Genomic DNA, 22,387 nt, shown 5'->3' with positions numbered 1-22,387 from the left:
CGGCGGCCGCCCCGGACTCCGCGCTCCGGCCCTGGTCTACAGGCCGTCGTGCTCGTCCCTGCGGCGCTGCCAGCGCTGCTCCATACGATCCATGACGCCGGCCTTGCGGCGCGGTGTCGAGGCTGTCCTCGGGCCGGTGTGGGACCCGATCGGGCCCCGCCTCCAAGCGGTGACGGCGAGGACTGCACAACCCAGCATCACCAGGAACCCGACCACGCTCACCCAGATGAGCTGGGCGACCATGCCGCCCATCAGCAGCGCGATGCCCGCCACGAACCCGGCGGCGGCCAGGTAGACCCTCCGACGGGTGTAGGTGCGCAGCCCGGTTCCCTCAAGCGCTGACGCGAACTTGGGATCTTCGGCGTACAGCGCTCGCTCCATCTGCTCGAGCAGTCGCTGCTCGTGCTCCGAGAGCGGCACGGAGTCCTCCTACTCGTCGGTCGCGGGGCGACCGGTCCGCCACCCCTGGCTGGCCCTGTGTGGTCCATATGCCCCAAGGGTCCGGGTGTCATGCTTTCCGGCTTTACCCAGATCATACGGTCCAGCGGCCTGCTTCGGCGTGGTCAATCCAGCGTGGCTCGGGACACTTCGGCGCAGTGCCCGCACGCTGCCCAACGCCGCAGGCCGGGGACAAGTGCCCGAGTCGGCGGAATCACCCCGTCGGGCCGCCGCCGGTCCGTGGACGAAGAACGGGCGAAGGGCGGGCGGCGGGCGGGCGGCGGGTGGGCGGCGGGTGGGCGACCTGCGGTGGACGTGCGGGGGTGCGGCCCGCCGGCCGGGCCTCAGGCCAGCTCGGCCAGCAGGTGCAGCTGGGTGGCCACGGCGTGGAAGGCGGGCTGCTCGGCGGCGGCCAGCTCCAGCTTCAGCAGCGCGTCCATGGCGCCGGGCTCGGTGTCCACCAGGACGCCGGGGACGAGGTCGGCGAAGACCCGGATGCCGTGCACCGAGGAGACCCGCAGCCCGGCCGCGGAGGCGAGCCCCGAGAGCTCCTCCCCGGTGAACCGACGGGGCATCGGATCCCCCACGCCCCAGCGGCCGTCGGTAGCCTCCAGCACGGTACGGGCCTCGGCGAAGTGGCCCGCCAGCGCGCGGGCCAGCACGGCACCGTTGCGGTTGGCGGCGAGCAGGCTGACCAGGCCGCCCTTGCGCAGCGTCCCGGTGAGGCTGCCCAGGGCCTCCGCCGGGTCGTCCACCACCTCCAGCACGCCGTGGCAGAGCACCGCGTCCACCGAGCCCCGGTCGACCAGCTCGGGGAGGGTCTGGGTGTCGCCCTGCACTGCCCGTACCAGCTCGGTGACACCGGCCTCGGCGGCCCGGCGCTCCAGCGCGAACAGCGCGTCCGGGCTCGGGTCGACCACCGTCACCCGGTGCCCCAGCCTGGCCACGGGCACGGCGAAGTTGCCCGTGCCGCCGCCGGTGTCGAGGACGTCCAGCACCGGCTGGTCCAACTCGGCGACCCGCCGCTCCAGAGCCGCCCGCACCACCTCCCAGACCACAGCGGTACGCAGGGCACTGCGGGGACGAGTCGGGTACAAGGGTGGACTCCTCGGGCGCGGGTGGTTTCGCCGGACGGCTCCACCTTAGACCGACCGGCCCGCACCACTTCGGCGCCGCCCTGCGGCGCCGGTGTCAGCCGGCCTCCTCCAGCGGCAGCGGCTGGGCCGGCGGGGCCGGCGACAGCCCGAGCAGGCGTTGGACGATCCGCAGGTAGAGCGCGGTGTTGCGGATCAGGTCGTCCGCGTCCCGCGCGGTGGCGGCGCCGGTGATACCGGCCTCGGCGGCGGCCCGCCGGCGGGCCCCGGCGGCGAAGTACACCGCCCACTCGGCGAGCTCGGGGGCGACCTCGGGCAGCAGCTCCCAGGCGCTGCGGATGGCCTGGCGGCGGCGCGGGTGGCGCTCCGGGCGGCCGTGCACCGCCAGCACGGCGGCCGTGGTGCGCAGCGCGGCCAGGTGGGCGGTGGCGTAGCGCTCCAGCGGATCCTGGAGCGCCCGGGCCTGCTCGAGGGTGCGGTGGGCGTGCCGGAGCAGGTCGAGGGCGGCCGGCGGGGCGGTGGCCCGGCGGGGCACGGGGTGGACGTCGCTGCCCCGGGCGTGCGGCAGCAGCGCCGCGGCGGGCCGGGGCGGCGAGGTGGCGGGCGGCGAGATGGCGGGCGCGCTGGGCAGCGGGGTGGCGGGCAGTTGGTCGGCGACAGGGCGGCGGGTGACGGGCTCAGGACGACTGATGGTCATGGTCTCCCCCGGTCCGAGGCGAGTGCCCGGGCCGGGCGGCCCGTGCCCCTCCATCGTGAACCGCACCACTGACAGTCCGGCCGACCGTGCGGCCCCGAAGCGTCCCGCGCTGAGGCGGGCGGGGGCGGTGCCGGGCCGGTCGACTCCCCTGTGGCCGACCGACCCGGCACCGCCCCCGGACCCCCCACGGGCCCCCTCGGGCCCCCCTCGGCGCCCCCGCCGGCCGCTCCCCCGGGGCGGCCGCGCCCCGCACACTCTGCCGTCCGCGCAGGTGGGAGGCCATCCGCTGAGGTACTCAAGTGCCAAACTGAGTATCCGTACTCATTTCGGCCGCCGGCCCCGGGGACGGGAACCGCACGGGCCCGGGGCACGTCCTGACAGCGCCGGGCCCGTCGCGGGTACGGTGTGGCCCGGCCGGCCGGCGGGCGGCGCAGGCGAAGGGGAGCGCAGGGTTGAGCATCATTCCGTTGGTCTTCACCAGCGGCTGGGCGAGCGGGATCAACGCCTATGCCGTGGTGCTGCTGCTGGGCCTGTTCGGCCGCTTCGGCGGCGCGGACAGCGTGCCGCCGGTGCTGGAGCGCACCGACGTGCTGGTCGCGGCCTGCCTGCTGTTCCTCTGCGAGGCGGTCGCCGACAAGATCCCGTACGTGGACACCGTCTGGGACGGCATCCACACCGTGATCCGGCCCGCCGCGGGCGCCACGGTGGCCGCGCTGATGGCCTCGCACGACCCGGGCTCGCTGGGCGAGGTCGCCGCCGGGGCGGTGGGCGGCACCACCGCGCTGGTCAGCCATCTGGTCAAGGCCTCGCTGCGGATGGCCGTCAACACCTCCCCGGAGCCGGCCTCCAACATCATCGTCAGCCTGCTGGAGGACCTCTCGGTGGCCGGCGTGGTCACCCTGGCGATCTTCCACCCCTGGGTGGCGGCCTCGGTGGCCGCGGTGCTGCTGGCGCTCGGCGTGCTGCTGGTGCTCTTCGCCGTCTCCCGGATCCGCCGCTTCCTCCAGCGCCGCAAGGAGCGCCGGGCCGCCCGGACGGCCACCGCCCCCGCGTACTGACCCGCCCGTCCGGCGGGCCGCCCCGCGCGGCCTGGGCCGTGTCTCACAATTCCCGCCGGGCGTGCGAATTGTGGACACGGCCTAGGATCTTCTGCCATGGCACGGATCGTCATCATCGGCGCAGGAATGAGCGGGCTCGCCGCCGCCGCCCGGCTGGCCGCTGTCGGGCACCGGGTGACGGTCTGCGAGGCCACCGGCAGCTACGGCGGCGCCCTCGGCCGGTACGAGCGGGACGGCTTCGCCTTCGACACCGGGCCCGGCCTGCTCAGCCTGCCGGCCGTCTACCGCGACCTCGCGCTGAAGACCGGCAAGGAGCCGCTGGAGCAGCTGGTCGAGCTCGTCCCGGTCGATCCGGAGAGCCGGCACCTGTTCCCCGACGGCACCGAGGTGCTGCTGCCCAACGCCTCCCGCGGCGGTGTCGGCCAGGCCCTGGACGCGGCCTTCGGCGCGGGCTCCGGCGCGCGCTGGGGCGAGGTGATGAACCGCGGCCGGGCGGTCTGGGAGGCCACCCGGCGCCCCCTGCTGGAGGAGCCGCTCCCGGCGGAGACGGCCCCGCTGCACACCGACCCGTACCCCCGCCCGCCGCGCCGCGGCCTGGCCCGGCTGCGCCGCCCGGGCGCCTGGACGCTGGCCGACGTGGCCCGCGAGGAGCTCGGCGGCCACCCCGACCTGGCCCGGCTGCTGCACGAGTACGCGCTGCGGCACGGCCTGGACCCGCGCGAGGTGCCCGCCGGGGCCACCGTGCTGCCGTACATGGAGCAGTCCTTCGGCGTCTGGTACGTCCGGGGCGGCCTGCGGGCGCTGGCCGAGGCCGTGTACCGGCGGTGCGAGCTGCGCCGGGTGGAGTTCCGGTTCGACACCCCGGTGACGGAGATCCTGACCGACGGCGGGCGGGTGAGCGGGGTCCTCGCCTCGGGCACGCGGCTCGACGCGGACCTGGTGGTCGCGGCCGGCGGGCACGAGGAGCTGGTGCCCGCCGGGCCCGGCCGCCCCAGCCCGGGCGCCCGGGTGCGGCAGCTGAAGGTGCTGCTCGCGCTGCGCGGCGGCCGCCCGCCCGGGGCGGTGCACCGCACGGTGGTGCACGCCGCCGACCAGCGGCGGGAGTGGGAGCAACTGTTCGACGCGCCGGGCACACCGCCCGAGCTGCCCACCGTCGAGGTGCTGCGCCCGGCGGACGGGGCGCTGGTGCCCGACCGGGAGCACGAGGCGATCACCCTGACCGTGGCGGTGCCCGAGCAGGTCGGGCCGGACGACCTGGACGGCTACCCGGAGCACCTGCTGGACCACCTCGCGGCGGCCGGCCTGGACCTGCGCGAGCGGATCCTCTGGCAGGAGCCGCGCATCGGCGCCCCGCTCCCGGCACCGGCCCTGGCCGGCGCGGGCGGCGCCTACCTCGGCGTCCCCAACCAGGCCGCCCTGCCCGGTCTCCACCTGGTCGGCGGCGCGGCCCATCCGGGCGGCGGGCTGGCCAGGACGGGGATGTCCGCCGCGGTCACCGCCGGCCTGATCGGGCCGGCCTGAGCGACCCGGGCCGGGCTCAGCCCTGCTGCTGATAGTCCCAGGGCTGCGGCTGGTACTCGGCGGCCGGCGGGTACTCCGGGCCCGGCTGCTGCGGGATGCCCGGGTACGGCTGCTGCTGGTACTCGCTCCAGGGCTGGACCGGCTGCTGCTGCGCCGCGTACGGGTCCTGGTACTGCGCCTGGGCGTACGGGTCCTGGTACTGGGGCTGGTACTGCGGCTGCCCGTAGGCGTCGTACTGGTACCCGGGCTGCTGCTGCCACTGCTGGTCGGCGTACCCGGCCTGCTGGTACTCGGCCTGGTAGTAGGGCTGCTGCTCCTGCTGCTGGTACGCCGCGGGCTGCTCGGCGTAGACGCCGTCGTCCGGGCCCAGCTCCTGGTACTGCTCGTAGGCGTACGGGGCCTCGGTCTCCTCGGCCTCGACCGGGCCGACCTCGCCGACCGGCGCGGGTGCCGCGGCCGCGGCGGCCATCGCGGCCGCGCCGCCGGTGACGGCGCCGAGCAGCGGCACCTTGGCGAGCGGGCCCGGCAGGGCGCCGTCCGGCCTGCGCAGCGACCAGCCGACCGGCCGGCCGCGCTTGACGGCGAGCGTGACGAAGGCCTGGCCGAGTGCGAAGGTGGCGGCGCCGGCCCCTATCACCAGGACCGAACCCAGTTGCATCCCGGCGACCACGCAGCCGAACCCGGCGAGCGCCACGGCCCGCCAGACCAGCGGGGCCCGGCTCTGCAGCAGCAGCTCGGCCACCAGCCAGAGCGCCACCAGCGCCAACGCGACGTACAGCAGCAGGTATCCGATGCTCATCCCCGCTACCTCCAGTCGCGTGACGCGCGGTTGCGGGCGACTGTACCGGTTCCCGGCCGCGGGCCCCACATCCCCGCACGGCCGTCCCGGCCGCCCGGCGGCGGCCGGGAGGTGGCGGGGTGCGCACCTCAGCGCTGGTGCAGCCCGAGGTTCTGGTAGATCTCCAGCGTCGAGGTCGAGTGGTTCAGCGTGATGAAGTGCAGGCCCGGCGCACCCTCGGCGAGCAGCCGCTCGGACATCGCGGTGGCGTGCTCGATGCCGATCGCCCGCACCGCCTCCGGGTCCTCGGCCGCGGCCAGGAACCGCCGCTCCAGCTCGACCGGGAAGGCCGAGCCGGACAGCTGGGGGAAGCGCTCCAGCTGCTTGATGTTGGTGACCGGCATGATCTCCGGGATGATCGGCGTCGGACACCCCGCCGCGGCGACCCGGTCGCGCAGCCGCAGGTAGTCCTCCACCTCGAAGAACATCTGGGTGATCGCGTAGTCGGCGCCGGCCCGGCACTTGGCGACGAAGTGCCGGATGTCGGAGTCCCAGTCCGCCGAGCGCGGGTGCATCTGCGGGAAGGCGGCCACGCCCACGCAGAAGTCGCCGATCCCCTTGATCAGCTCGACCAGCTCGTAGGCGTAGGTGACGCCCTGCGGGTGGCGGACCCACTCCCCCATCGGATCGCCGGGCGGGTCGCCGCGGACCGCCAGGACGTTGCGGACGCCCTCGTCCGCGTACTGGCCGATGATGTTGCGCAGCTCGGCGACCGAGTGGTCGACGGCCGTCAGGTGCGCGACCGGGGTCAGCGTGGTCTCGGTGGCGATCCGGCCGACCAGGTTGACCGTGCGGCCGCGCGAGGAGCCGCCGGCGCCGTAGGTCATGCAGACGAAGTTGGGGTCGAGCGACTCGACCCGGCGGATCGCGTCCCAGAGCCGGCGCTCGGCGGCCTCGCTGCGGGGCGGCATGAACTCGAAGGAGAACGAACGGTCACCTGCCGCCAGCAGATCGCGCACGGTCTGCGCACGGTCGGTCCTGGTGGAGGGAATCCCGAGTGCCATGCTCGCAGGTTAGCCGGGATCCGGAGAGGCCGACCAAACGAGGTCCACGGAATGAGACACCGTCCGAGACGCCGGTTCGCCTCCGATCCATCGCCGATCCGGGCCCGGATCCACCGTGGCGAGAAGCCTTTCGAACACCCCGATAGTCTGATTGGCAGCCAATCGATCCGGAGTCTCCCGTGCGTTCGCCCAGCGGTCTGCCCACCCACCCCATCGACGCGGAAGCCGTACGCGAGCGCGTCAACGCGGCCCTCGCCGAGTTCATGGACGGCCGCACGGCCCTGCTCGCCGGCATCTCGCCCCAGCTGGGGCCGGTCTCCGGCGCGCTGCGCGACTTCCTGCTGGACGGCGGCAAGCGGCTCCGCCCGGCCTTCTGCTACTGGGGCTGGCGCGGGGCCGGCGGGTCCGCCGACGACCCCGGGATCGCCCGCGCGGCAGCCGCGCTGGAATTGCTCCAGGCGAGTGCTCTGGTGCACGACGACCTGATGGACCGCAGCGACACCCGCCGCGGCCTGCCCTCCGTGCACCGCCGCTTCGAGGCCCTGCACCGCACCAGCGGCTGGCGCGGCGACCGCGAGCAGTACGGCGCCTCGGCGGCGGTGCTGCTCGGCGACCTGCTGCTGATCTGGTGCGACGAGCTGTTCAACCGCTCCGGGCTGGATCCGGCGGCCGTGCGGCAGGCCAAACCGGCCTTCGACCTGATGCGCACCGAGGTCATGGTCGGCCAGTACCTCGACGTGCTGGAGCCGGTGGCCGGCGACTCGGCCGACCAGCAGGCCCTGGAGCGGGCGCAGACCGTCCTGCACTACAAGTCGGCGAAGTACACCATCGAGCGCCCGCTGCAGGTCGGCGCGCTGCTGGCCGGGGCGGGCCCCGAGCTGGTCGAGGCGTACGCGGCCTTCGGCCTGCCGCTGGGCGAGGCCTTCCAGCTCCGGGACGACCTGCTCGGCGTCTTCGGCGACCCGGCGGTCACCGGCAAGCCGGCCGGCGACGACCTGCGCGAGGGCAAGCGCACCCTGCTGGTGGCACACGCCATGCGCGGCCTGCCGCCCGCCGAGGCCCGCCACCTGGACCAGCGGCTCGGCGCGCCCGACCTGACGGCCGAGGAGATCCCGGTGCTGCGCGGGCTGGTCGAGCGCAGCGGGGCGGCCGAGCTGGTGGAGAAGCGGATCGACGAGCTGATGCACCGGTCGCTGGCCGCGCTGGAGGCGGCCCCGCTGGCCGAGGGCCCGGCCCGGCCGGTCCTGCTCGCGCTGGCCGAGGCCGCCACCGTCCGCACCTACTGACCGGTCAGCTCTCCCGGAGCCGGCGGGCCAGCTCGGCGGCGGCCGCGCCGGGGTCGTCGGCCGCGGTGATCGCCCGGACCACGACCACCCGGCGGGCGCCGGCGGCCAGCACCTCGTCGAGGTTGCCCAGGTCGATGCCGCCGATGGCGAACCACGGACGGTCCGTCACCCGCTTCGCCGCGTACGAGACCAGGCCGAGGCCGGGAGCGTGCCGGCCGGGCTTGGTCGGGGTGGGCCAGACCGGGCCGGTGCAGAAGTAGTCGACGCCGGGCTCGACCAGGGCGGTGTCCACCTCGGACTCCGCGTGACAGGACCGGCCGACCAGCACCTCAGGGCCGAGGATCGCCCGGGCGGCCGGGACGGGCAGGTCGTCCTGGCCGAGGTGCAGCACCTGCGGCCGGGCGGCGTGCGCCACGTCGGCGCGGTCGTTGACGGAGAACAGCCGGCCGTGCCGGCGGGCGGCCTCGGCGAAGACCTCCAGGTACTCCAGCTCCTGCTTCGCCTCCAGCCCCTTGTCCCGCAGCTGGACGATGTCCACGCCGCCGGCCAGCACCGCGTCCAGGAACTCGGGCAGGTCGCCCTGCTCCCGGCGGGCGTCGGTGCACAGGTAGAGGCGGGCGTCGGCGAGGGCGGCGCGCGGGTCGGCCGTCACAGCAGCATGGCCTGGGCGCGGCGCTTCACCTCGGTGCCGCGGTTCTCCCGCAGTGCCTGGATCGGGCTGCCGGGCAGCGACGGGTCCTCGGTGAACATCCACTCGAGGATCTCCTCGTCGTTGAGCCCGCAGTCGCGCAGCACGGTCAGCGTGCCGATCAGGTGCTTCACCGGGCCCTCGGGCTCGATGAAGGCGGCGGGCACCTGGAGCGAGTTGTTCGGGCCGCGCCGGACGGCCAGCAGGGTCCGGTTCTTCACCTGGTCACGGACCTCGGTGATCTGCACCCCCCACAGCTCCGAGATGTCGGGCAGGTACAGCCACGCGGGGACAAGGGCTTCAATCTTGGGATCAATGGTGCTCACGCCCCCAGCCTGCCACCTCCGGCGCCCCGGGCGCACCTGTCACCCGCTCAGGCCACCGCCGCCTTGAGCTGGACGGACGGATCCGCGGCGAGCGCGCGGTCCGGCACCGCCCGTGCGGCGATCAGCCGGCGGGCCTGGTTGAGGTCGCGCGGCCGGTCCACCGACAGGGCCGCCACCAGCACACCGTCGCGCAGCCACAGCACCGTCCAGGACGGCTCCTCGGGCGAGCCGCGGTGCAGCAGCTCGTCCGAGTCGGCGTGCCGGCCCGCGTACTGCACCATCCGCCCGAACTGCTCGGACCAGAAGTAGGGCACCGGGTCGTACGGCGTCCGGGAGCCGAGCACCGAGGCCGCCGCCGCGCCGCCGGACTGCAGGGCGTGGTCCCAGTGCTGCACGGCCAGCCGGGTGCCGGTGCGGGCCGAGGGGTAGCTGACGCAGTCGCCGGCCGCCCAGACGCCGGGGGCGGTGGTGCGCAGCCGCTCGTCCACCAGGACCGCGCCGGAAGGGTCCAGCTCCACCGCGGAGCCGGCCAGCCAGCCGGTGGCGGGGCGGGCGCCGATCCCGACCAGCAGCTCGTCGGCGTGCAGCCGGGTGCCGTCGGTGAGCACCACCGCCCCGGGCTCGGCCGCCAGCACGCCGACGCCGCGGTGCAGCGCCACCCCGGCCGCCGCGTACCAGCCGGCCATCACCGCGCCGAGCGCCTCGGGCAGCGCACCGGTGAGCGGCGCCGGGCCGGCCTCCACCACCGTCACCTCGCAGCCCAGCTGCCGGGCCACGGTGGCGGTCTCCGCGCCGATCCAGCCCGCCCCGGCCAGCACCAGCCGCACCCCGGGCCGCAGCCGCTCGCGCAGTGCCAGCGCGTCGTCCAGGGTGCGCAGCAGCCGGGCGCCGGGAGCGCCGGGCAGCGGGCGGGGCTCGGCGCCGGTGGCGAGCACCAGCGCCTCGTACGGCAGCTCGCCGGCGTCCGTGCGCAGCACCCCGGGCTCCAGGGCGAGGGCCCGGCGGCCGGGCAGCAGCTCGACGCCCAGCTGCTCCCAGTCGATGTCGAAGGCGGTGTCGTCGACCGTGCCGAGCAGCACGTTCTTGGACAGCGGCGGGCGGTCGTACGGGCGGTGCGGTTCCTCCCCGAGCAGCGAGATCCGGCCCTCCCAGCCCCCGCGCCGCAGGCCCAGCGCGGCCTGCGCGCCCGCCATGCCCGCCCCGACCACGACCACTCGTCCGGTTCTCTTCAGTTCGACCACCGGGTCAGCCTATCCACCGCCGTGTCCACCCCCCGTACGCACCTTCGGGCTGGGGCGCACCCGGCGTTATGGTGGACGGACACCTCACACGGGAGCCCGGCGCACCGGGCTGAGAGGCGGGCTGCGGCGGCCTGCGACCGTCCGAACCTGATCCGGGTCATGCCGGCGAAGGGAGTATCGACTTTGGCACGGACACCTGACGTCCTGGTGATCGGCGGCGGGATCATCGGCCTCGGCGTGGCCTGGCGCACGGCCCAGCGCGGGCTGGCGGTCGCCGTCCTCGACCCGGCACCCGGCGGGGGCGCGGCCCAGGTCGCGGCCGGCATGCTGGCGCCGGTCACCGAGCTGCAGTACGGCGAGGAGCCGCTGCTGCGGCTGGGCATGGCGTCCAACGAGCGGTACGCGGCCTTCGCCGCCGAGCTGACCGAGGTGACCGGCCTGGACACCGGCTACCGGCCGACCGGGACGCTGGCGGTGGCGCTGGACTCCGACGACCGTGCGGAGCTGCGCGAGCTGCTCGCCTTCCACCAGCGGCTCGGCCTGGAGTCGCACTGGCTGACCGGCCGCGAGTGCCGCCGGCTGGAACCGATGCTGGCCCCGGGCGTGCGCGGCGGCCTCCAGGTGACGGGCGATCACCAGGTCGACGGGCGGCGGCTGTCGGCGGCCCTGCTGGCCGCCTGCGAGCGGGCCGGCGTGGTGCTGCACCGGGCCGAGGCCGTCGAGCTCCTGGTCGCCGACGGCCGGGCGAGGGGTGTACGGCTGGCCGACGGCTCGCGGCTGACGGCTCCTCGGCTGGTGCTGGCGGCCGGCTGCCGCAGCCACCTGCTGCCCGGCCTGCCGGCCGGGGTGCTGCCGGCGATCCGCCCGGTCAAGGGTCAGGTGCTGCGGCTGCGGATCCCCGGGCCGTACGCGCCGTTCCTGTCCCGCAACGTCCGGGCCGTGGTGCGCGGACAGCACATCTACCTGGTGCCGCGGGCCGACGGCGAGCTGGTGATCGGGGCGACCAGCGAGGAGCTGGGCCACGACACCACCGTCACCGCCGGCGGGGTGTACGAGCTGCTGCGCGACGCGCACGAGCTGATCCCCGGCATCACCGAGCTGCCGCTGGTGGAGACCGGCGCCGGGCTGCGGCCCGGTTCGCCGGACAACGCCCCGCTGCTCGGCCCGACCGCGCTGCCCGGCCTCGCCGTGGCGACCGGCCACTACCGCAACGGCGTGCTGCTCACCCCGGTCACCGCCGACCTGCTGGCCGAGCACCTGGCCACCGGGGCCGTGCCCGAGCTCGCCGCCCCCTTCACCCCCAGCCGCTTCACCGCAGAGGTCCCGTCATGAACCAGATCCCGCTCACCGTCAACGGCGAGCCCCGCGAACTGCCCGCCGCGACCACGCTCGCCGAGGTGGTGGCCCAGCTGAGCAAGGCGCCCTCCGGGGTCGCCGCGGCGCTCAACGAGGCCGTGGTGCCGCGCGGGTCGTGGGCCGAGACCGTGCTGAGCGCGGGCGACCGGGTGGAGATCCTCACCGCCGTCCAGGGCGGCTGAGCGCGATGGCCGACGACCTGTTCACGATCGCGGACGCCACCTTCACCTCCCGCCTGATCATGGGCACCGGGGGCGCCCCCAGCCTGGAGGTGCTGGAGCAGGCCCTGCTGGTCTCCGGGACGGAGCTGACCACCGTGGCGATGCGCCGGGTCGACCCGGGCACCCAGGGCTCGGTGCTCGACGTGCTGACCCGCAACGGGATCCGGGTGCTGCCCAACACGGCCGGCTGCTTCACCGCCGGCGAGGCCGTGCTGACCGCCCGGCTGGCCCGCGAGGCGCTCGGCACCGACTGGGTGAAGCTGGAGGTGATCGCGGACGAGCGCACCCTGCTGCCCGACCCGATCGAACTGCTGGACGCCGCCGAGACGCTGGTCGACGACGGCTTCACGGTGCTCCCGTACACCAACGACGACCCGGTGCTGGCGCGGAAGCTGGAGGACGTGGGCTGTGCGGCGATCATGCCGCTGGGCTCGCCGATCGGCTCCGGCCTGGGCATCCGCAACCCGCACAACTTCCAGCTGATCGTGGAGAACGCGGGCGTGCCGGTGGTGCTGGACGCGGGCGCCGGCACCGCCTCCGACGTGGCCCTGGCGATGGAGCTGGGCTGCGCGGCGGTGATGCTGGCCTCGGCCGTGACGCGGGCTCAGGACCCGGTGCTGATGGCCGAGGCGATGCGCCGCGGGGTGGAGGCCGGCCGGCTCGCCCACCGCGCCGGGCGGATCCCGCGCCGCTTCCACGCCGAGGCCTCCTCGGCGATGGCGGGGCGGGCCGAGCTCGACGTCCGCGAGCGCCCCGCCTTCTGAGCGGGCGACGGGTCTCAACTTCGGCACAGACTGCCCGCTCCGGCCGGGCTCCCCGGCCGCCCGGGGGGCCGCGCCCCTACACTCCTCTGGTGGACATGACGCTGCGCGATCCCCTCATCGGAACCCTGCTCGACGGTCGGTACCGGGTCGAGCAGCGGGTCGCCGCGGGCGGAATGGCCACCGTCTACCGGGGGCTGGACACCCGGCTGGACCGGGTGGTGGCGCTGAAGGTGATGCACCCGTCGCTGGCGGGCGACAGCGACTTCACCGAGCGCTTCATCCGCGAGGCCAAGGCGATCGCCCGGCTCGCCCACCCGAACGTGGTGAACGTCTTCGACCAGGGCGCCGACGGCCAGGCGGTCTTCCTGGCGATGGAGTACGTCCCCGGCAGCAATCTGCGCGACGTGCTGCGCGACCGCGGCGCGCTCTCGGTGCGGGCGGCACTGGACGTCCTGGAGCCGATCCTGGCCGCGCTCGGCGCGGCGCACCGGGCCGGTCTGGTGCACCGGGACATCAAGCCGGAGAACGTCCTGATCACCGAGGGCGGCATGGTCAAGGTCGCCGACTTCGGCCTGGTCCGGCTGCTCTCCGGCACCGACGGCGCGGTCACCAGCACCACCGAGGCCGGCACCGTGCTGGGCACCGTCTCCTACCTGGCGCCGGAGCAGATCCGGCAGGACCCGACCGACCAGCGGGTGGACGTCTACGCGGCCGGCATCCTGCTGTACGAGCTGCTCACCGGCGCCAAGCCGCACACCGGGGACAACCCGGCCCAGGTGATGTACCGCCACCTGCACGAGCACGTCCCGGCCCCCTCGCTGTCCGCGCCGGCCGTCGGCCCCGAGCTGGACGCGATAGTGGCCGCCGCCACCGCCCGCGACCCGCAGGACCGGCCCTGGGACGCGGTCGAGCTGCTGGCGACCCTGCAGCGGGTCCGCCGCCGGCTGACCCAGGCCCAGCTGGACGCCGAGCCGCCCGCCTCCTCGCGGCTCACCCCGCAGTACTCCACCGGCGAGGTCACCTCGGTGATCGCCCCGCCGGTGGAGCGCACCAGCGTGCTGGAGGTCCCGCCGGACCTGCTGCCGCAGCGGCCCCCGGTGGACGAACCCGCCTCGCACCGCACCGTGCAGCTGCGCGCGGTCCGGCCGCCGGGGCGGCCCCGGCGCTCGCGCAAGCCGTTCGTCTGGGCCGCGGTGGTCGCGGTGGTGCTGGCCATGGTCGGCGTCGCGACCTTCACGCTGTCCGGCGCGGTGTACACGAAGATGCCGAGCGTGCTCGGGCAGAGCCAGGCGCAGGCCCAGGCGACACTGGACAGGGCCGGCCTGCACGGCACCTACACCCAGGAGTTCAGCGAGTCGGTCGAGGCCGGCCAGGTGATCTCGACCGATCCCGGTGTGGGGCACAAGCTGCGCAAGAGCGACTCGGTGAAGGTCAGGGTCTCCCGCGGCCCGGAGCGGATCCCGGTGCCCGACCTGGCCGGCAAGCCGCTGGAGGCCGCCCGCAAGGCGCTCACCGATGCCCGGCTGACGCCCGGGACGGTGACCGAGGCCTTCAACGACACGGTGCCCAAGGGCGCGGTGGTAAGCGCCTCCCCCGGCACCGGTCAGCCGCTCTCGGTCGGCGCCCCGGTCGCGCTGGTGGTCAGCAAGGGCATGGTCCCGGTGCCGAACGTGGTCGGGCTGGACAAGGACGCGGCCACCAAGGCGCTCACCGACGCCGGCTTCAAGGCCCAGGTCACCGGCCGTGACCCGTTCGGCCTGCTGAACACCGTGAACAAGCAGAGCCCGGCCGCCGGCCAGCCCCGCCCCCAGGGCTCGACGGTGACGCTCGACTTCAGCCTGTTCTAGGCAAAGAACAGATCATCTTTGGGCAATACCTTCACCTGAACCGCTCCGGGGCAGCCGCTCGCGGCCTGATCGGCTGCCCCGGTCCGGTAACTTGACGCACCGTCCGAACGTGAGTTCAGCACGGGGAGAGTCATGAGTACGGGGTACCAGGTCCAACCGGACGCACTCGATCGATACGCCTCGGCCTTGGAGCAGGCCGCCCAGCAGGTCGCGCAGATCATGAGCTCGCTGGGCTCGGTCGACGTCCCCGAGGACGCCTTCGGCAAGCTCCCCGACTCCCACGGGTTGGCTGCCTCCTACCAGGAGCACCACGACGCGGACGTGCAGAACTGCGCCGATCTCGCCCAGCTGCTGGCGGAGACCGCCGAGGGCCTGTCCGGCACCGCCGAGAACTACCGCGCGCTGGACGCCGAGCTGGCCGACGCGATCGGCGGTATCCCCGCATGAGCATGCCGAGCGAGCAGGGCGCCTCCGACGCCTACGCCTGGACCAGGCAGTCCGCCCGGCCCGACTTCCCGGCGATACCCGAGGCCAAGAGCCCCGACCGGGAGGGGATCAGCGGCGCGCTGGACGAGGCCGTCGAGTGGACCTTGGAGAAGACCGGGGTCCTGGAGTGGCTGGAGAAGGTCACCGGTGCCCCCGAGCTGCTGTCCGAGGCCGCCCACGGCTGGCGTGACCGGGCGGTCGAGCTGGCCAGGGTCGCCGACGACCTGCGGGCCGGCGCCGTTCCGCTGGCCGGGCAGTGGCAGGGCGCGGCCTCCGACAACTTCGCCCGGCACACCGCGCAGATCGTCGAGGCGGTGGACGCCACCGCCGAGGACATGAGCCAGACCGCGCAGATCCTCGGGCAGGCCGCCAAGGAGTGCGAGCTGGCCGAGGAGACGGTGATCCACCTGATCTCCGAGCTGATCGACCTGCTGATCGCCCAGCTCGCCACCAGCTTCATCCTCGACCTGGTCAGCTTCGGCCTGGCCACCGTGGTCGACGCGCTGGTCAGCGGGGCCGAGGTGGCGGTCTACGTCGAGCGGATCTCGGCCGTCTCGGTGCGGCTCGGCAAGGCGCTGGAGGAGCTGCTGAAGGCGGTCAAGGAGCTCAAGGAGGCGCAGCGGGCGGGCAAGCCGATCAAGGAGATCCTGGCCGAGGCCAAGAAGGTCCGCTCCGCCGCCGCCGACGTGCGCAAGACCGCCAAGGCACTCAGCGGCAAGAAGGGCAAGGAGGAGGGCCTGAGCTTCCTGCAGCGGCAGGCGGTCGGGGCCCCCGCGAAGATCGTCGGCAAGGGGCTCAAGGAGCTCGGCATCGACAAGAAGTGGACCGGCCCGCTGAAGGACTACGCCAAGGACGAGGACGGCCGCCGGTCGCTGCTGGACGACGGCGACGAGGCACCGCCCGCGTACCACGTGGACCGCGGCCGGATCGAGCAGGCCTTCGGATGAGCATCCCGAACGCCCCCCACCGGACCGGCCACGGCTGGCTCGCCCCCGTACTGGCCCCGCACCTGTACGCCGGCGAGCAGGTGCTGATCGCCCTCCAGTGCGACCTGGACGACCTGCTGCCGCTGCAGGTGCCGCGGGCCCACCGCCGCCGGCGCCCCGGCGGGCCGGACACCGAGAGCTGGCTCGGCGCGGCCTTCGAACAGCTGCTGCCCGCATGGCTGAATCCGTTCGCGGTCGGCTGGCACGGCCCCGCCTTCGGCCGCCGCTCCTACCGCGCGGTGCGCCGGGCCTTCCACGGCGGCTCCTGGTCCGGCGGCTGGTCCGGCACTGCGGGCGGCCTGCTCGCCGCGGTCCGCAACTCCGCCCGGCTGCGGCCGGTCCGCTGGGACGACGACAACCTCGTGCTGGCCGTCACCGGCCACCGCCTGCTACTGCTCACCGACGCTTCGACGCCGAGCCGTCCGCAGCCCGAGGAGCTGCTGGCCGCCGTCCCGAGGGGCGGCTTCCACCGCCGCCGCGAGCCGCATCCGGCCCGGCAGACCCGCCGGGTGGACCTGGCCTTCGCCGACGGCTCCTGGCTCGCGCTGCGGATGGAGCGCCCCGAGGACGTGGCCGCGCTGCGCGCCGCCCTGGACTGACCGGCGGGCCCCGCCGGCCGGTCCGGCCGGCGGGGCTACCGCAGCGGCCCGTCGCCGGGCTCCTCCTGGTACGAGAAGCGCTGCTCGGCCCAGGGGTCGGCCAGGTTGTGGTAGCCCCGCTCCTCCCAGAAACCGCGCCGGTCGGCCCGCATGTACTCGACCGCGCGGACCCACTTGGGCCCCTTCCAGGCGTACAGGTGCGGCACCACCAGGCGGACCGGGAAGCCGTGCTCCAGGGTGAGCGGCTCGGCGTTGTGGTGGGTGGCGAAGACGGTGCCCGGATCGGCGAAGTCGGCCAGCCGCAGGTTCGCGCTGTAGCCGTACTCGGCCCAGACCATGACGTGGGTGACACCGGGCGCCGGGGGCACCAGGTCGAGGATGGTCTTGGCGGCCACCCCGCCCCACTCGTTGCCCAGCATCGAGAAGCGGGTCACGCAGTGGAAGTCGCCCCGCACGGTGACCCGGGGCAGCGCGTGGAAGGCGGTGAAGTCCCAGCTCTGCTTCTCGGCCGAGGCGGTCGCGCCGAACACCTGGAAATCCCAGCTCAGCGGCTTGAAACGGGGCACCGGCCCGTAGTGCAGCACCGGCCAGCCGCGCTGCAGCCGCTGGCCCGGGGGGATCCGCGGGTCAGACGGCTGAGGATGTTCCGGTTCGTGCTGACCCATGCCTCCATGGTGACAGACGGCGGACGCCACACCGTGCGCGCCCCTTCTCCACGCCCCCCGCTTGACGCATATCGGACAATCCGACACATGTCCTAGTGAGTGTGAACTTACTGGAATTACGGCGCGAAACGGTGCCACGATGCCCTCAATCGCGGTAGCGCGAGTGACGCATGGGACAGGAAGGCACCGCCATGAAGGGCGACCCCGAGGTCATCGAATTCCTCAACGAGCAGCTCACCGCCGAGCTGACCGCGATCAACCAGTACTTCCTGCACGCCAAGATGCAGGAGAACAACGGGTGGACGAAGCTCGCCAAGTACACCCGGCACGAGTCGTTCGACGAGATGAAGCACGCCGAGGTCCTGACCGACCGGATCCTCTTCCTGGACGGCCTGCCCAACTACCAGCGGCTGTTCCACGTCCGGATCGGGCAGACCGTGAAGGAGATGTTCGAGGCCGACCGCCAGGTCGAGGTCGAGGCGATCGACCGGCTGCGCCGGGGCATCGTGGTGATGCGGGCCAAGAACGACGTCACCTCGGCCAACATCTTCGAGGACATCCTGGCCGACGAGGAGCACCACATCGACTACCTCGACACCCAGCTGGAACTCCTGGAGAAGCTCGGCGAGGCGCTCTACCTGGCCCAGCTGATCGAGCAGCCGGAGTCCTGACCCGCCCCCTAGGGCGCTACGCCGCCAGCGGCTCGGAGTCCGGCTCGGCGAGCCCCAGTCTGGCCGCCAGCCTGGCTGTCGGGCACGGACGGGCACCGTGCTCCCCGAGCAGTGCCTGGATCCGTCGCACGCAGGAGCCGCAGTCCGTGCCGGCCTTGCACCCCTTGGCTATCTGTCGCGGGGTGACCGCACCGGCGTCGATCTCGTCCTTCACCTGGGCCTCGGTGACCGCATGACACATGCAGACGTACATCGCGCTCTCTCCCGGTGGTGCTGGCCCGGTTGGGGGTGGACGGTACTGGCGGTACTGGCGGTGCGCGAGCAAGATCAGTAAAGCCTTGCCTTACCTCGCTAAGCCTTACCTTACCCGCGGATCGGCGCACGAAAAAGCCCCTCCCCGCTCGGATCACCCGAGTGGGGAGGGGCCTTCGTCACACCGGCGCAACCGCCGGGCCTCAGTGGCCGCGGTACATCTCCGCCACCAGGAAGGCCAGGTCCAGCGACTGGCTGCGGTTGAGCCGCGGGTCGCAGGCCGTCTCGTAGCGCTGGTGCAGGTCGTCCTCGAACACCTCGTCGCCGCCGCCGACGCACTCCGTGACGTCGTCACCGGTCAGCTCGACGTGGATGCCGCCCGGGTGGGTGCCGAGCGCGCGGTGCACCTCGAAGAAGCCCTTGACCTCGTCGAGCACGTCGTCGAAGCGCCGGGTCTTGTGACCGGTCTCGGCCTCGTAGGTGTTGCCGTGCATCGGGTCGCAGATCCACACCACCTGGGCACCGGAGGCGGTCACCTTCTCGACCAGGTTGGGCAGGTGCTCGCGGACCTTGCCCGCACCCATCCGGGTGATGAAGGTGAGCCGGCCGGGCTCGCGGTCCGGGTCGAGCCGGTCGATCAGGGTGAGCGCCTCGTCGACCGAGGTGGTCGGGCCGAGCTTGACCCCGATCGGGTTGCGGATCTTCGAGGCGAACTCGATGTGCGCGTGGTCCAGCTGCCTGGTCCGCTCGCCGATCCAGACCATGTGGCCGGAGACGTCGTACAGGTGGCCGGTGCGCGAGTCCGTCCGGGTGAGGGCGGTCTCGTAGTCCAGGATCAGCGCCTCGTGCGAGGAGAAGAACTCGACCGTCTTGAACTCCTCGGGGGCGACCCCGCAGGCGTTCATGAAGGCCAGCGCGTTGTCGATCTCGCGGGCCAGCTTCTCGTAGCGCTGACCGGCCGGCGAGTTGCGCACGAAGTCCTGGTTCCAGGCGTGCACCTGGCGCAGGTCCGCGTAACCACCGGTGGTGAACGCGCGGACCAGGTTGAGGGTGGCCGCGGAGGCGTTGTACATCCGCTTCAGCCGCTCCGGGTCCGGGATCCGGGACTCGGGGGTGAACTCGAAGCCGTTCACCGAGTCGCCGCGGTAGACCGGCAGGGTCACCCCGTCGCGGGTCTCGGTCGACTTGGAGCGGGGCTTGGAGTACTGCCCGGCGATCCGGCCGACCTTCACGACCGGCACCGAGGCCGCGTACGTGAGCACCGCGGCCATCTGCAGCAGCGTCTTCAGCTTGTTGCGGATCTGCTCGGCCGAGACTCCGTCGAAGGCCTCGGCGCAGTCACCGCCCTGGAGCAGGAACGCCTCACCGCGCGCGACGGCACCGAGCCTGGCACGCAGCTGGTCGCACTCGCCGGCGAAGACGAGCGGCGGATAGGAGGCGAGGTCCGCAAGGGTCTTGCGCAGCGCCTCTTGGTCCGGCCATTCAGGCTGCTGCGCCGCGGGCAGGGACTGCCAGGAGTGGCCAGTCCTCGATGTCTCAGTCGTCACGGTCACAGGATCAAGGCTACGGGGTGCGCCAACCCAATTGTGACCACCGCCCGCTGGATGAGACACCCGGTGGACATTGCGGTGATCCGGTTCACACCTCCGGGCGATCGGTTACGCTCGTCCCCATGAACGCGCCGCACACCCTCTGCTGGTGGTGGACCAACCCGTCGGGTGGTCCACGAATCGCGCGTCCCTGAGACGAACGACGGCCGCCCCTCGGGGCGGCCGTCGGCGTATCGAGGCTCTGACGGCCCTCCCGGACAGCGGACCGGAGCACAGCTCCCCGCCCACCTCCCCGGAAGGAAGCCGCACCCGTGACCACCAGTCCCGCCGCCCTGCTCGCCCGTCTCACCGCCCCCGGCGCCCCGGCCTTCGCCCTGCTGCACCGCCGCACCCCCCGGCTCGCCCCGGACACCGTCGAGGTGCTGCTGGGCACCGTCGGCAGCTACCGGGAGCTGGCCGACCTGCCGGTCGCGGCCGGGATCCCGGCCGACGGCCCGCGCCACGACCTGCTCGCCCTCGTCCCGTACCGGCAGATCCGCGAGCGCGGCTTCGAGGCGCACGACGACGGCACCCCGCTGCAGGCCCTCGCGGTCGAGGAGCAGTACGCCTTCGGGCTGGACGAGCTGCTCGCGGCGCTGCCGGCGGCGCCGGTCCGGCTGCGCGGCGGCGCCTTCGACATCGACGACGAGGAGTACGCCGGGATCGTCCGCCGGGTGATCGAGGACGAGATCGGCAACGGCGAGGGCGCCAACTTCGTCATCCGGCGCGACTTCGGTGCCGTGCTGGAGGGTTTCGGCACCGGCACCGCGCTCGGCCTGTTCCGCCGGCTGCTGGAGCAGGAGCGCGGCGCGTACTGGACCTTCCTGGTGCACACCAGCGACCGGGTGCTGGTCGGCGCCTCCCCCGAGGTCCACGTCCGGCAGTCCGGCGGCACGGTGGTGATGAACCCGATCTCCGGCACCTACCGCTACCCGGCGGGCGGCTCCGACATCGACTCGCTGCTCGCGTTCCTGCACGACCCCAAGGAGCTGGAGGAGCTCACCATGGTGGTCGACGAGGAGCTCAAGATGATGTGCACCGTCGGCGACCTCGGCGGCCAGGTGCTCGGCCCCCGGCTCAAGGAGATGGCCCACCTCGCGCACACCGAGTACGAGCTGCGCGGCCGCACCTCGCTGGACGTCCGGGAGGTGCTGAAGGAGACCATGTTCGCCGCCACCGTCACCGGCAGCCCGGTGCAGAACGCCACCCGGGTGATCAAGCGCTACGAGCGCGGCGGGCGCGGCTACTACTCGGGCGCGCTGGCCCTGATCGGACGCGGCGCCAGCGGCGGACAGCAGCTGGACTCGCCGATCTGCATCCGCGCGGCCGACATCGACCCCGCCACCGGCGAGCTGGTGGTCCGGGTCGGCGCCACCCTGGTGCGGCACTCCGACCCGTACTCCGAGGTCGCCGAGACGCACGCCAAGGCGGCCGGCGTGCTCGCCGCGATCGGTGCCCGGCCCGGCCCGGCCAGGGCGGGCGGCGCCGGCGGGGGCGGGCCCCGGCTGGCCGACGACCACCGGGTGCAGGCCGCGCTGGACGCCCGGCGGGCCGGACTCGCCCCGTTCTGGCTGCGGATGCAGCAGCCCGTCGCGCCGGTGGCGGGCCTGGACACCCTGGTGGTGGACGGCGAGGACACCTTCACCTCGATGCTCGCCCACCTGCTCCGCTCGCTCGGCCACCGGGTCACCGTGCTGCGCTACGACACCCCCGGGCTGCGCGCGCTGGTGGCGGCCCACCGGGGCCCGCTGGTGCTCGGCCCGGGCCCGGGCGACCCCGCCGACCCGTCCGACGCCAAGATGGCGCTGCTGCGCTCGATCACCGCCGACGCCCTGGCGGCCGCCCGGACCGGCACCCGCGGCGCGCCACTGCTCGCGGTCTGCCTCAGCCACCAGCTGACCGCCGACCTGCTCGGACTGCCGCTGGCCCGCAAGCACATCCCCTACCAGGGCGCCCAGGAGACCGTCGACCTGTTCGGCACCCGCCGCACCGTGGGCTTCTACAACACCTTCACCGCCCGCTGCACCGACGCCGACGCGGCCCGCCTCGCCCTCGACGGCATCGAGGTCGCCCGCGACCCCCTGACCGGCGACGTCCACGCCCTGCGCGGCCCGGGCTTCGCGACCCTCCAGTTCCACCCGGAGTCGGTCCTCACCCGCGAAGGCGTCGACATCGTCGCCCACCTCCTGCACACGGCCGCCACCCCCGTTTCCGGCTGACCATCCGTCAATTTTACTGCTCCGGCGTTCGATTGATGGAGGGTAAGAATCACCCCCAGCTTGTGACGCTCGGTCACGGGCAGGGGTGATTCCCGCCACAAATCGATGCCAGGAGTGGCCGATTTGCTACCTATAGACCCTCTTGATCACGATCATGATCGCCACGGAGGGTCACTCTCGGCGATTTCCCTTTGACACCCAGTTCGAGCGTCCGCGAAGCTCCGCGAGCCCGCATTAAAAGATCTTAAGAATCCGGAACTGGGACTGGGAAACAGTGGCACATTCTGAGTGGAGACGGTCCACACGCGGCTGGCTGGCCGCCGTGGCTGCCGCAGGGATACTCGCCGGTGCGGGGGTGACCCCGGCAGTGGCAGCGACGGCCGCCGGGTCTCCCTCCACGCCGGCGGCGCAGACGGCACCGGCCAAGGACGCTTCCCCCGAGGTGGCGGCGGTTGTGGAGGCGAGGCGGACCGGGAAGCCGGTCGAGGTGGCCTCGAAGCGGTCCGAGACCGTTGATGTGGTCGCGCAGCCGGACGGCAGG

At 73.8% G+C, this 22,387-nt stretch carries 23 protein-coding genes and 1 riboswitch; of the genes, 12 read left to right on the top strand and 11 right to left on the bottom strand.

The genetic code is table 11. From position 1 onward, the window contains the following. Nucleotides 1–36: 36 nt before the first annotated feature. The 3 genes from AB0K43_RS09510 to AB0K43_RS09500 all read right to left on the bottom strand — a co-directional run bounded on the left by AB0K43_RS09510 (nt 37) and on the right by AB0K43_RS09500 (nt 2,229). Nucleotides 37–420, bottom strand: a complete 384-nt coding sequence (locus tag AB0K43_RS09510) for a DUF3040 domain-containing protein (protein ID WP_363637588.1) — start codon at nt 418–420, stop codon at nt 37–39. 362 nt (nt 421–782) lie between these two features. Next, nucleotides 783–1,535: a methyltransferase domain-containing protein gene (locus tag AB0K43_RS09505; protein WP_363637586.1), complete on the bottom strand. Its 753-nt coding sequence runs from the start codon at nt 1,533–1,535 to the stop codon at nt 783–785. 94 nt (nt 1,536–1,629) lie between these two features. Continuing rightward, entirely contained in the window at nt 1,630–2,229 is a 600-nt protein-coding gene (locus AB0K43_RS09500; protein WP_363637584.1) for an SAV_6107 family HEPN domain-containing protein, read from the bottom strand. A 452-nt stretch (nt 2,230–2,681) separates the two neighbouring features. On the opposite strand from AB0K43_RS09500, the gene AB0K43_RS09495 reads away from it, so the two are divergent. Both AB0K43_RS09495 and AB0K43_RS09490 read left to right on the top strand, forming a co-directional pair. Further along, nucleotides 2,682–3,287 (top strand): DUF4126 domain-containing protein, encoded by a 606-nt coding sequence (locus AB0K43_RS09495; protein ID WP_363637582.1) that lies wholly within the window; start codon nt 2,682–2,684, stop codon nt 3,285–3,287. A gap of 96 nt (nt 3,288–3,383) precedes the next feature. After that, on the top strand, nt 3,384–4,808 hold the full coding sequence (locus tag AB0K43_RS09490) for an FAD-dependent oxidoreductase (protein ID WP_363637580.1): 1,425 nt from the start codon (nt 3,384–3,386) through the stop codon (nt 4,806–4,808). A 16-nt stretch (nt 4,809–4,824) separates the two neighbouring features. Here the strand turns inward: AB0K43_RS09490 and AB0K43_RS09485 are convergent, their stop codons facing one another. Beyond that, a complete protein-coding gene (locus AB0K43_RS09485; protein ID WP_363637578.1) occupies nt 4,825–5,607 on the bottom strand; it encodes a hypothetical protein in 783 nt (260 codons plus the stop codon). Between the two features lie 128 nt (nt 5,608–5,735). Next, nucleotides 5,736–6,650, bottom strand: coding sequence for a methylenetetrahydrofolate reductase [NAD(P)H] (gene metF, locus AB0K43_RS09480; protein ID WP_363637576.1), 915 nt, complete (start codon nt 6,648–6,650; stop codon nt 5,736–5,738). A gap of 179 nt (nt 6,651–6,829) precedes the next feature. On the opposite strand from metF, the gene AB0K43_RS09475 reads away from it, so the two are divergent. Further along, nucleotides 6,830–7,936, top strand: coding sequence for a polyprenyl synthetase family protein (locus AB0K43_RS09475; RefSeq protein WP_363637574.1), 1,107 nt, complete (start codon nt 6,830–6,832; stop codon nt 7,934–7,936). Nucleotides 7,937–7,940: 4 nt separating this feature from the next. Here the strand turns inward: AB0K43_RS09475 and thiE are convergent, their stop codons facing one another. From thiE to AB0K43_RS09460, 3 genes are read right to left on the bottom strand one after another with little or no spacing between them, the layout of a single operon-like run. Further along, entirely contained in the window at nt 7,941–8,588 is a 648-nt protein-coding gene (gene thiE / locus AB0K43_RS09470; protein WP_363637572.1) for a thiamine phosphate synthase, read from the bottom strand. Next, nucleotides 8,585–8,950 (bottom strand): Rv2175c family DNA-binding protein, encoded by a 366-nt coding sequence (locus AB0K43_RS09465; RefSeq protein ID WP_363637570.1) that lies wholly within the window; start codon nt 8,948–8,950, stop codon nt 8,585–8,587. Before AB0K43_RS09465 ends, thiE begins: the two co-directional genes overlap by 4 nt. 47 nt (nt 8,951–8,997) lie before the next feature. After that, a complete protein-coding gene (locus AB0K43_RS09460) occupies nt 8,998–10,191 on the bottom strand; it encodes an FAD-dependent oxidoreductase (RefSeq protein WP_363637568.1) in 1,194 nt (397 codons plus the stop codon). Between the two features lie 78 nt (nt 10,192–10,269). Next, nucleotides 10,270–10,382: riboswitch (TPP riboswitch) on the top strand. Between AB0K43_RS09460 and thiO the strand changes: the two genes are divergently transcribed. The 7 genes from thiO to AB0K43_RS09425 all read left to right on the top strand — a co-directional run bounded on the left by thiO (nt 10,351) and on the right by AB0K43_RS09425 (nt 16,450). Next, on the top strand, nt 10,351–11,523 hold the full coding sequence (gene thiO, locus AB0K43_RS09455; RefSeq protein ID WP_363637566.1) for a glycine oxidase ThiO: 1,173 nt from the start codon (nt 10,351–10,353) through the stop codon (nt 11,521–11,523). Its footprint overlaps the riboswitch before it by 32 nt. Continuing rightward, nucleotides 11,520–11,729 (top strand): sulfur carrier protein ThiS, encoded by a 210-nt coding sequence (thiS, locus tag AB0K43_RS09450; RefSeq protein WP_363637564.1) that lies wholly within the window; start codon nt 11,520–11,522, stop codon nt 11,727–11,729. The genes thiO and thiS overlap by 4 nt, the downstream gene beginning before the upstream one ends. 5 nt (nt 11,730–11,734) lie before the next feature. Further along, nucleotides 11,735–12,532, top strand: a complete 798-nt coding sequence (locus AB0K43_RS09445; RefSeq protein WP_363637563.1) for a thiazole synthase — start codon at nt 11,735–11,737, stop codon at nt 12,530–12,532. Between the two features lie 95 nt (nt 12,533–12,627). Next, complete coding sequence (gene pknB / locus AB0K43_RS09440) at nt 12,628–14,379, top strand: Stk1 family PASTA domain-containing Ser/Thr kinase (protein WP_363637859.1); 1,752 nt, start codon at nt 12,628–12,630, stop codon at nt 14,377–14,379. Nucleotides 14,380–14,511: 132 nt separating this feature from the next. Next, a complete protein-coding gene (locus AB0K43_RS09435; protein ID WP_363637561.1) occupies nt 14,512–14,826 on the top strand; it encodes a type VII secretion target in 315 nt (104 codons plus the stop codon). Further along, nucleotides 14,823–15,812, top strand: coding sequence for a PPE domain-containing protein (locus AB0K43_RS09430; RefSeq protein ID WP_363637559.1), 990 nt, complete (start codon nt 14,823–14,825; stop codon nt 15,810–15,812). Before AB0K43_RS09435 ends, AB0K43_RS09430 begins: the two co-directional genes overlap by 4 nt. Beyond that, nucleotides 15,809–16,450, top strand: a complete 642-nt coding sequence (locus AB0K43_RS09425) for a hypothetical protein (RefSeq protein ID WP_363637557.1) — start codon at nt 15,809–15,811, stop codon at nt 16,448–16,450. Before AB0K43_RS09430 ends, AB0K43_RS09425 begins: the two co-directional genes overlap by 4 nt. A gap of 35 nt (nt 16,451–16,485) precedes the next feature. Here AB0K43_RS09425 and AB0K43_RS09420 read toward each other — a convergent pair whose 3' ends face one another. Further along, nucleotides 16,486–17,115, bottom strand: a complete 630-nt coding sequence (locus AB0K43_RS09420; RefSeq protein WP_363637555.1) for a sulfite oxidase-like oxidoreductase — start codon at nt 17,113–17,115, stop codon at nt 16,486–16,488. 191 nt (nt 17,116–17,306) lie between these two features. Between AB0K43_RS09420 and bfr the strand changes: the two genes are divergently transcribed. After that, complete coding sequence (gene bfr, locus AB0K43_RS09415; RefSeq protein WP_363637553.1) at nt 17,307–17,786, top strand: bacterioferritin; 480 nt, start codon at nt 17,307–17,309, stop codon at nt 17,784–17,786. A 16-nt stretch (nt 17,787–17,802) separates the two neighbouring features. Here the strand turns inward: bfr and AB0K43_RS09410 are convergent, their stop codons facing one another. Next, entirely contained in the window at nt 17,803–18,039 is a 237-nt protein-coding gene (locus tag AB0K43_RS09410; protein WP_363637551.1) for a (2Fe-2S)-binding protein, read from the bottom strand. A gap of 202 nt (nt 18,040–18,241) precedes the next feature. Next, nucleotides 18,242–19,591 carry a class II 3-deoxy-7-phosphoheptulonate synthase gene (locus tag AB0K43_RS09405; protein ID WP_363637549.1) on the bottom strand — a complete coding sequence of 450 codons (1,350 nt, stop codon included), beginning with the start codon at nt 19,589–19,591 and terminating at the stop codon, nt 18,242–18,244. A gap of 308 nt (nt 19,592–19,899) precedes the next feature. On the opposite strand from AB0K43_RS09405, the gene AB0K43_RS09400 reads away from it, so the two are divergent. Then, the gene (locus AB0K43_RS09400; protein ID WP_363637547.1) at nt 19,900–21,846 is read left to right on the top strand and encodes an anthranilate synthase family protein; all 1,947 of its coding nucleotides are present in this window, start codon (nt 19,900–19,902) and stop codon (nt 21,844–21,846) included. Nucleotides 21,847–22,387 lie beyond the last annotated feature (541 nt).

Origin of the sequence: Kitasatospora sp. NPDC049258 (assembly GCF_040678895.1) — a bacterium.
In the GTDB taxonomy this organism is placed as follows: Bacteria; Actinomycetota; Actinomycetes; order Streptomycetales; family Streptomycetaceae; genus Kitasatospora.
Note: the sequence above shows the minus strand (reverse complement) of the source record. Positions and strands in the feature narration are given on the sequence as shown.

Coding starts and splice junctions, on each gene's coding strand:
- AB0K43_RS09420 (WP_363637555.1), bottom strand. CDS start 17,115: ATGGGTCAGCACGAACCGGAACATCCTCAGCCGTCTGACCCGCGGATC.
- AB0K43_RS09500 (WP_363637584.1), bottom strand. CDS start 2,229: ATGACCATCAGTCGTCCTGAGCCCGTCACCCGCCGCCCTGTCGCCGAC.
- AB0K43_RS09430 (WP_363637559.1), top strand. CDS start 14,823: ATGAGCATGCCGAGCGAGCAGGGCGCCTCCGACGCCTACGCCTGGACC.
- AB0K43_RS09410 (WP_363637551.1), bottom strand. CDS start 18,039: ATGTACGTCTGCATGTGTCATGCGGTCACCGAGGCCCAGGTGAAGGAC.
- AB0K43_RS09425 (WP_363637557.1), top strand. CDS start 15,809: ATGAGCATCCCGAACGCCCCCCACCGGACCGGCCACGGCTGGCTCGCC.
- AB0K43_RS09445 (WP_363637563.1), top strand. CDS start 11,735: ATGGCCGACGACCTGTTCACGATCGCGGACGCCACCTTCACCTCCCGC.
- metF (WP_363637576.1), bottom strand. CDS start 6,650: ATGGCACTCGGGATTCCCTCCACCAGGACCGACCGTGCGCAGACCGTG.
- AB0K43_RS09485 (WP_363637578.1), bottom strand. CDS start 5,607: ATGAGCATCGGATACCTGCTGCTGTACGTCGCGTTGGCGCTGGTGGCG.
- AB0K43_RS09435 (WP_363637561.1), top strand. CDS start 14,512: ATGAGTACGGGGTACCAGGTCCAACCGGACGCACTCGATCGATACGCC.
- pknB (WP_363637859.1), top strand. CDS start 12,628: ATGACGCTGCGCGATCCCCTCATCGGAACCCTGCTCGACGGTCGGTAC.
- bfr (WP_363637553.1), top strand. CDS start 17,307: ATGAAGGGCGACCCCGAGGTCATCGAATTCCTCAACGAGCAGCTCACC.
- thiS (WP_363637564.1), top strand. CDS start 11,520: ATGAACCAGATCCCGCTCACCGTCAACGGCGAGCCCCGCGAACTGCCC.
- AB0K43_RS09490 (WP_363637580.1), top strand. CDS start 3,384: ATGGCACGGATCGTCATCATCGGCGCAGGAATGAGCGGGCTCGCCGCC.
- thiO (WP_363637566.1), top strand. CDS start 10,351: ATGCCGGCGAAGGGAGTATCGACTTTGGCACGGACACCTGACGTCCTG.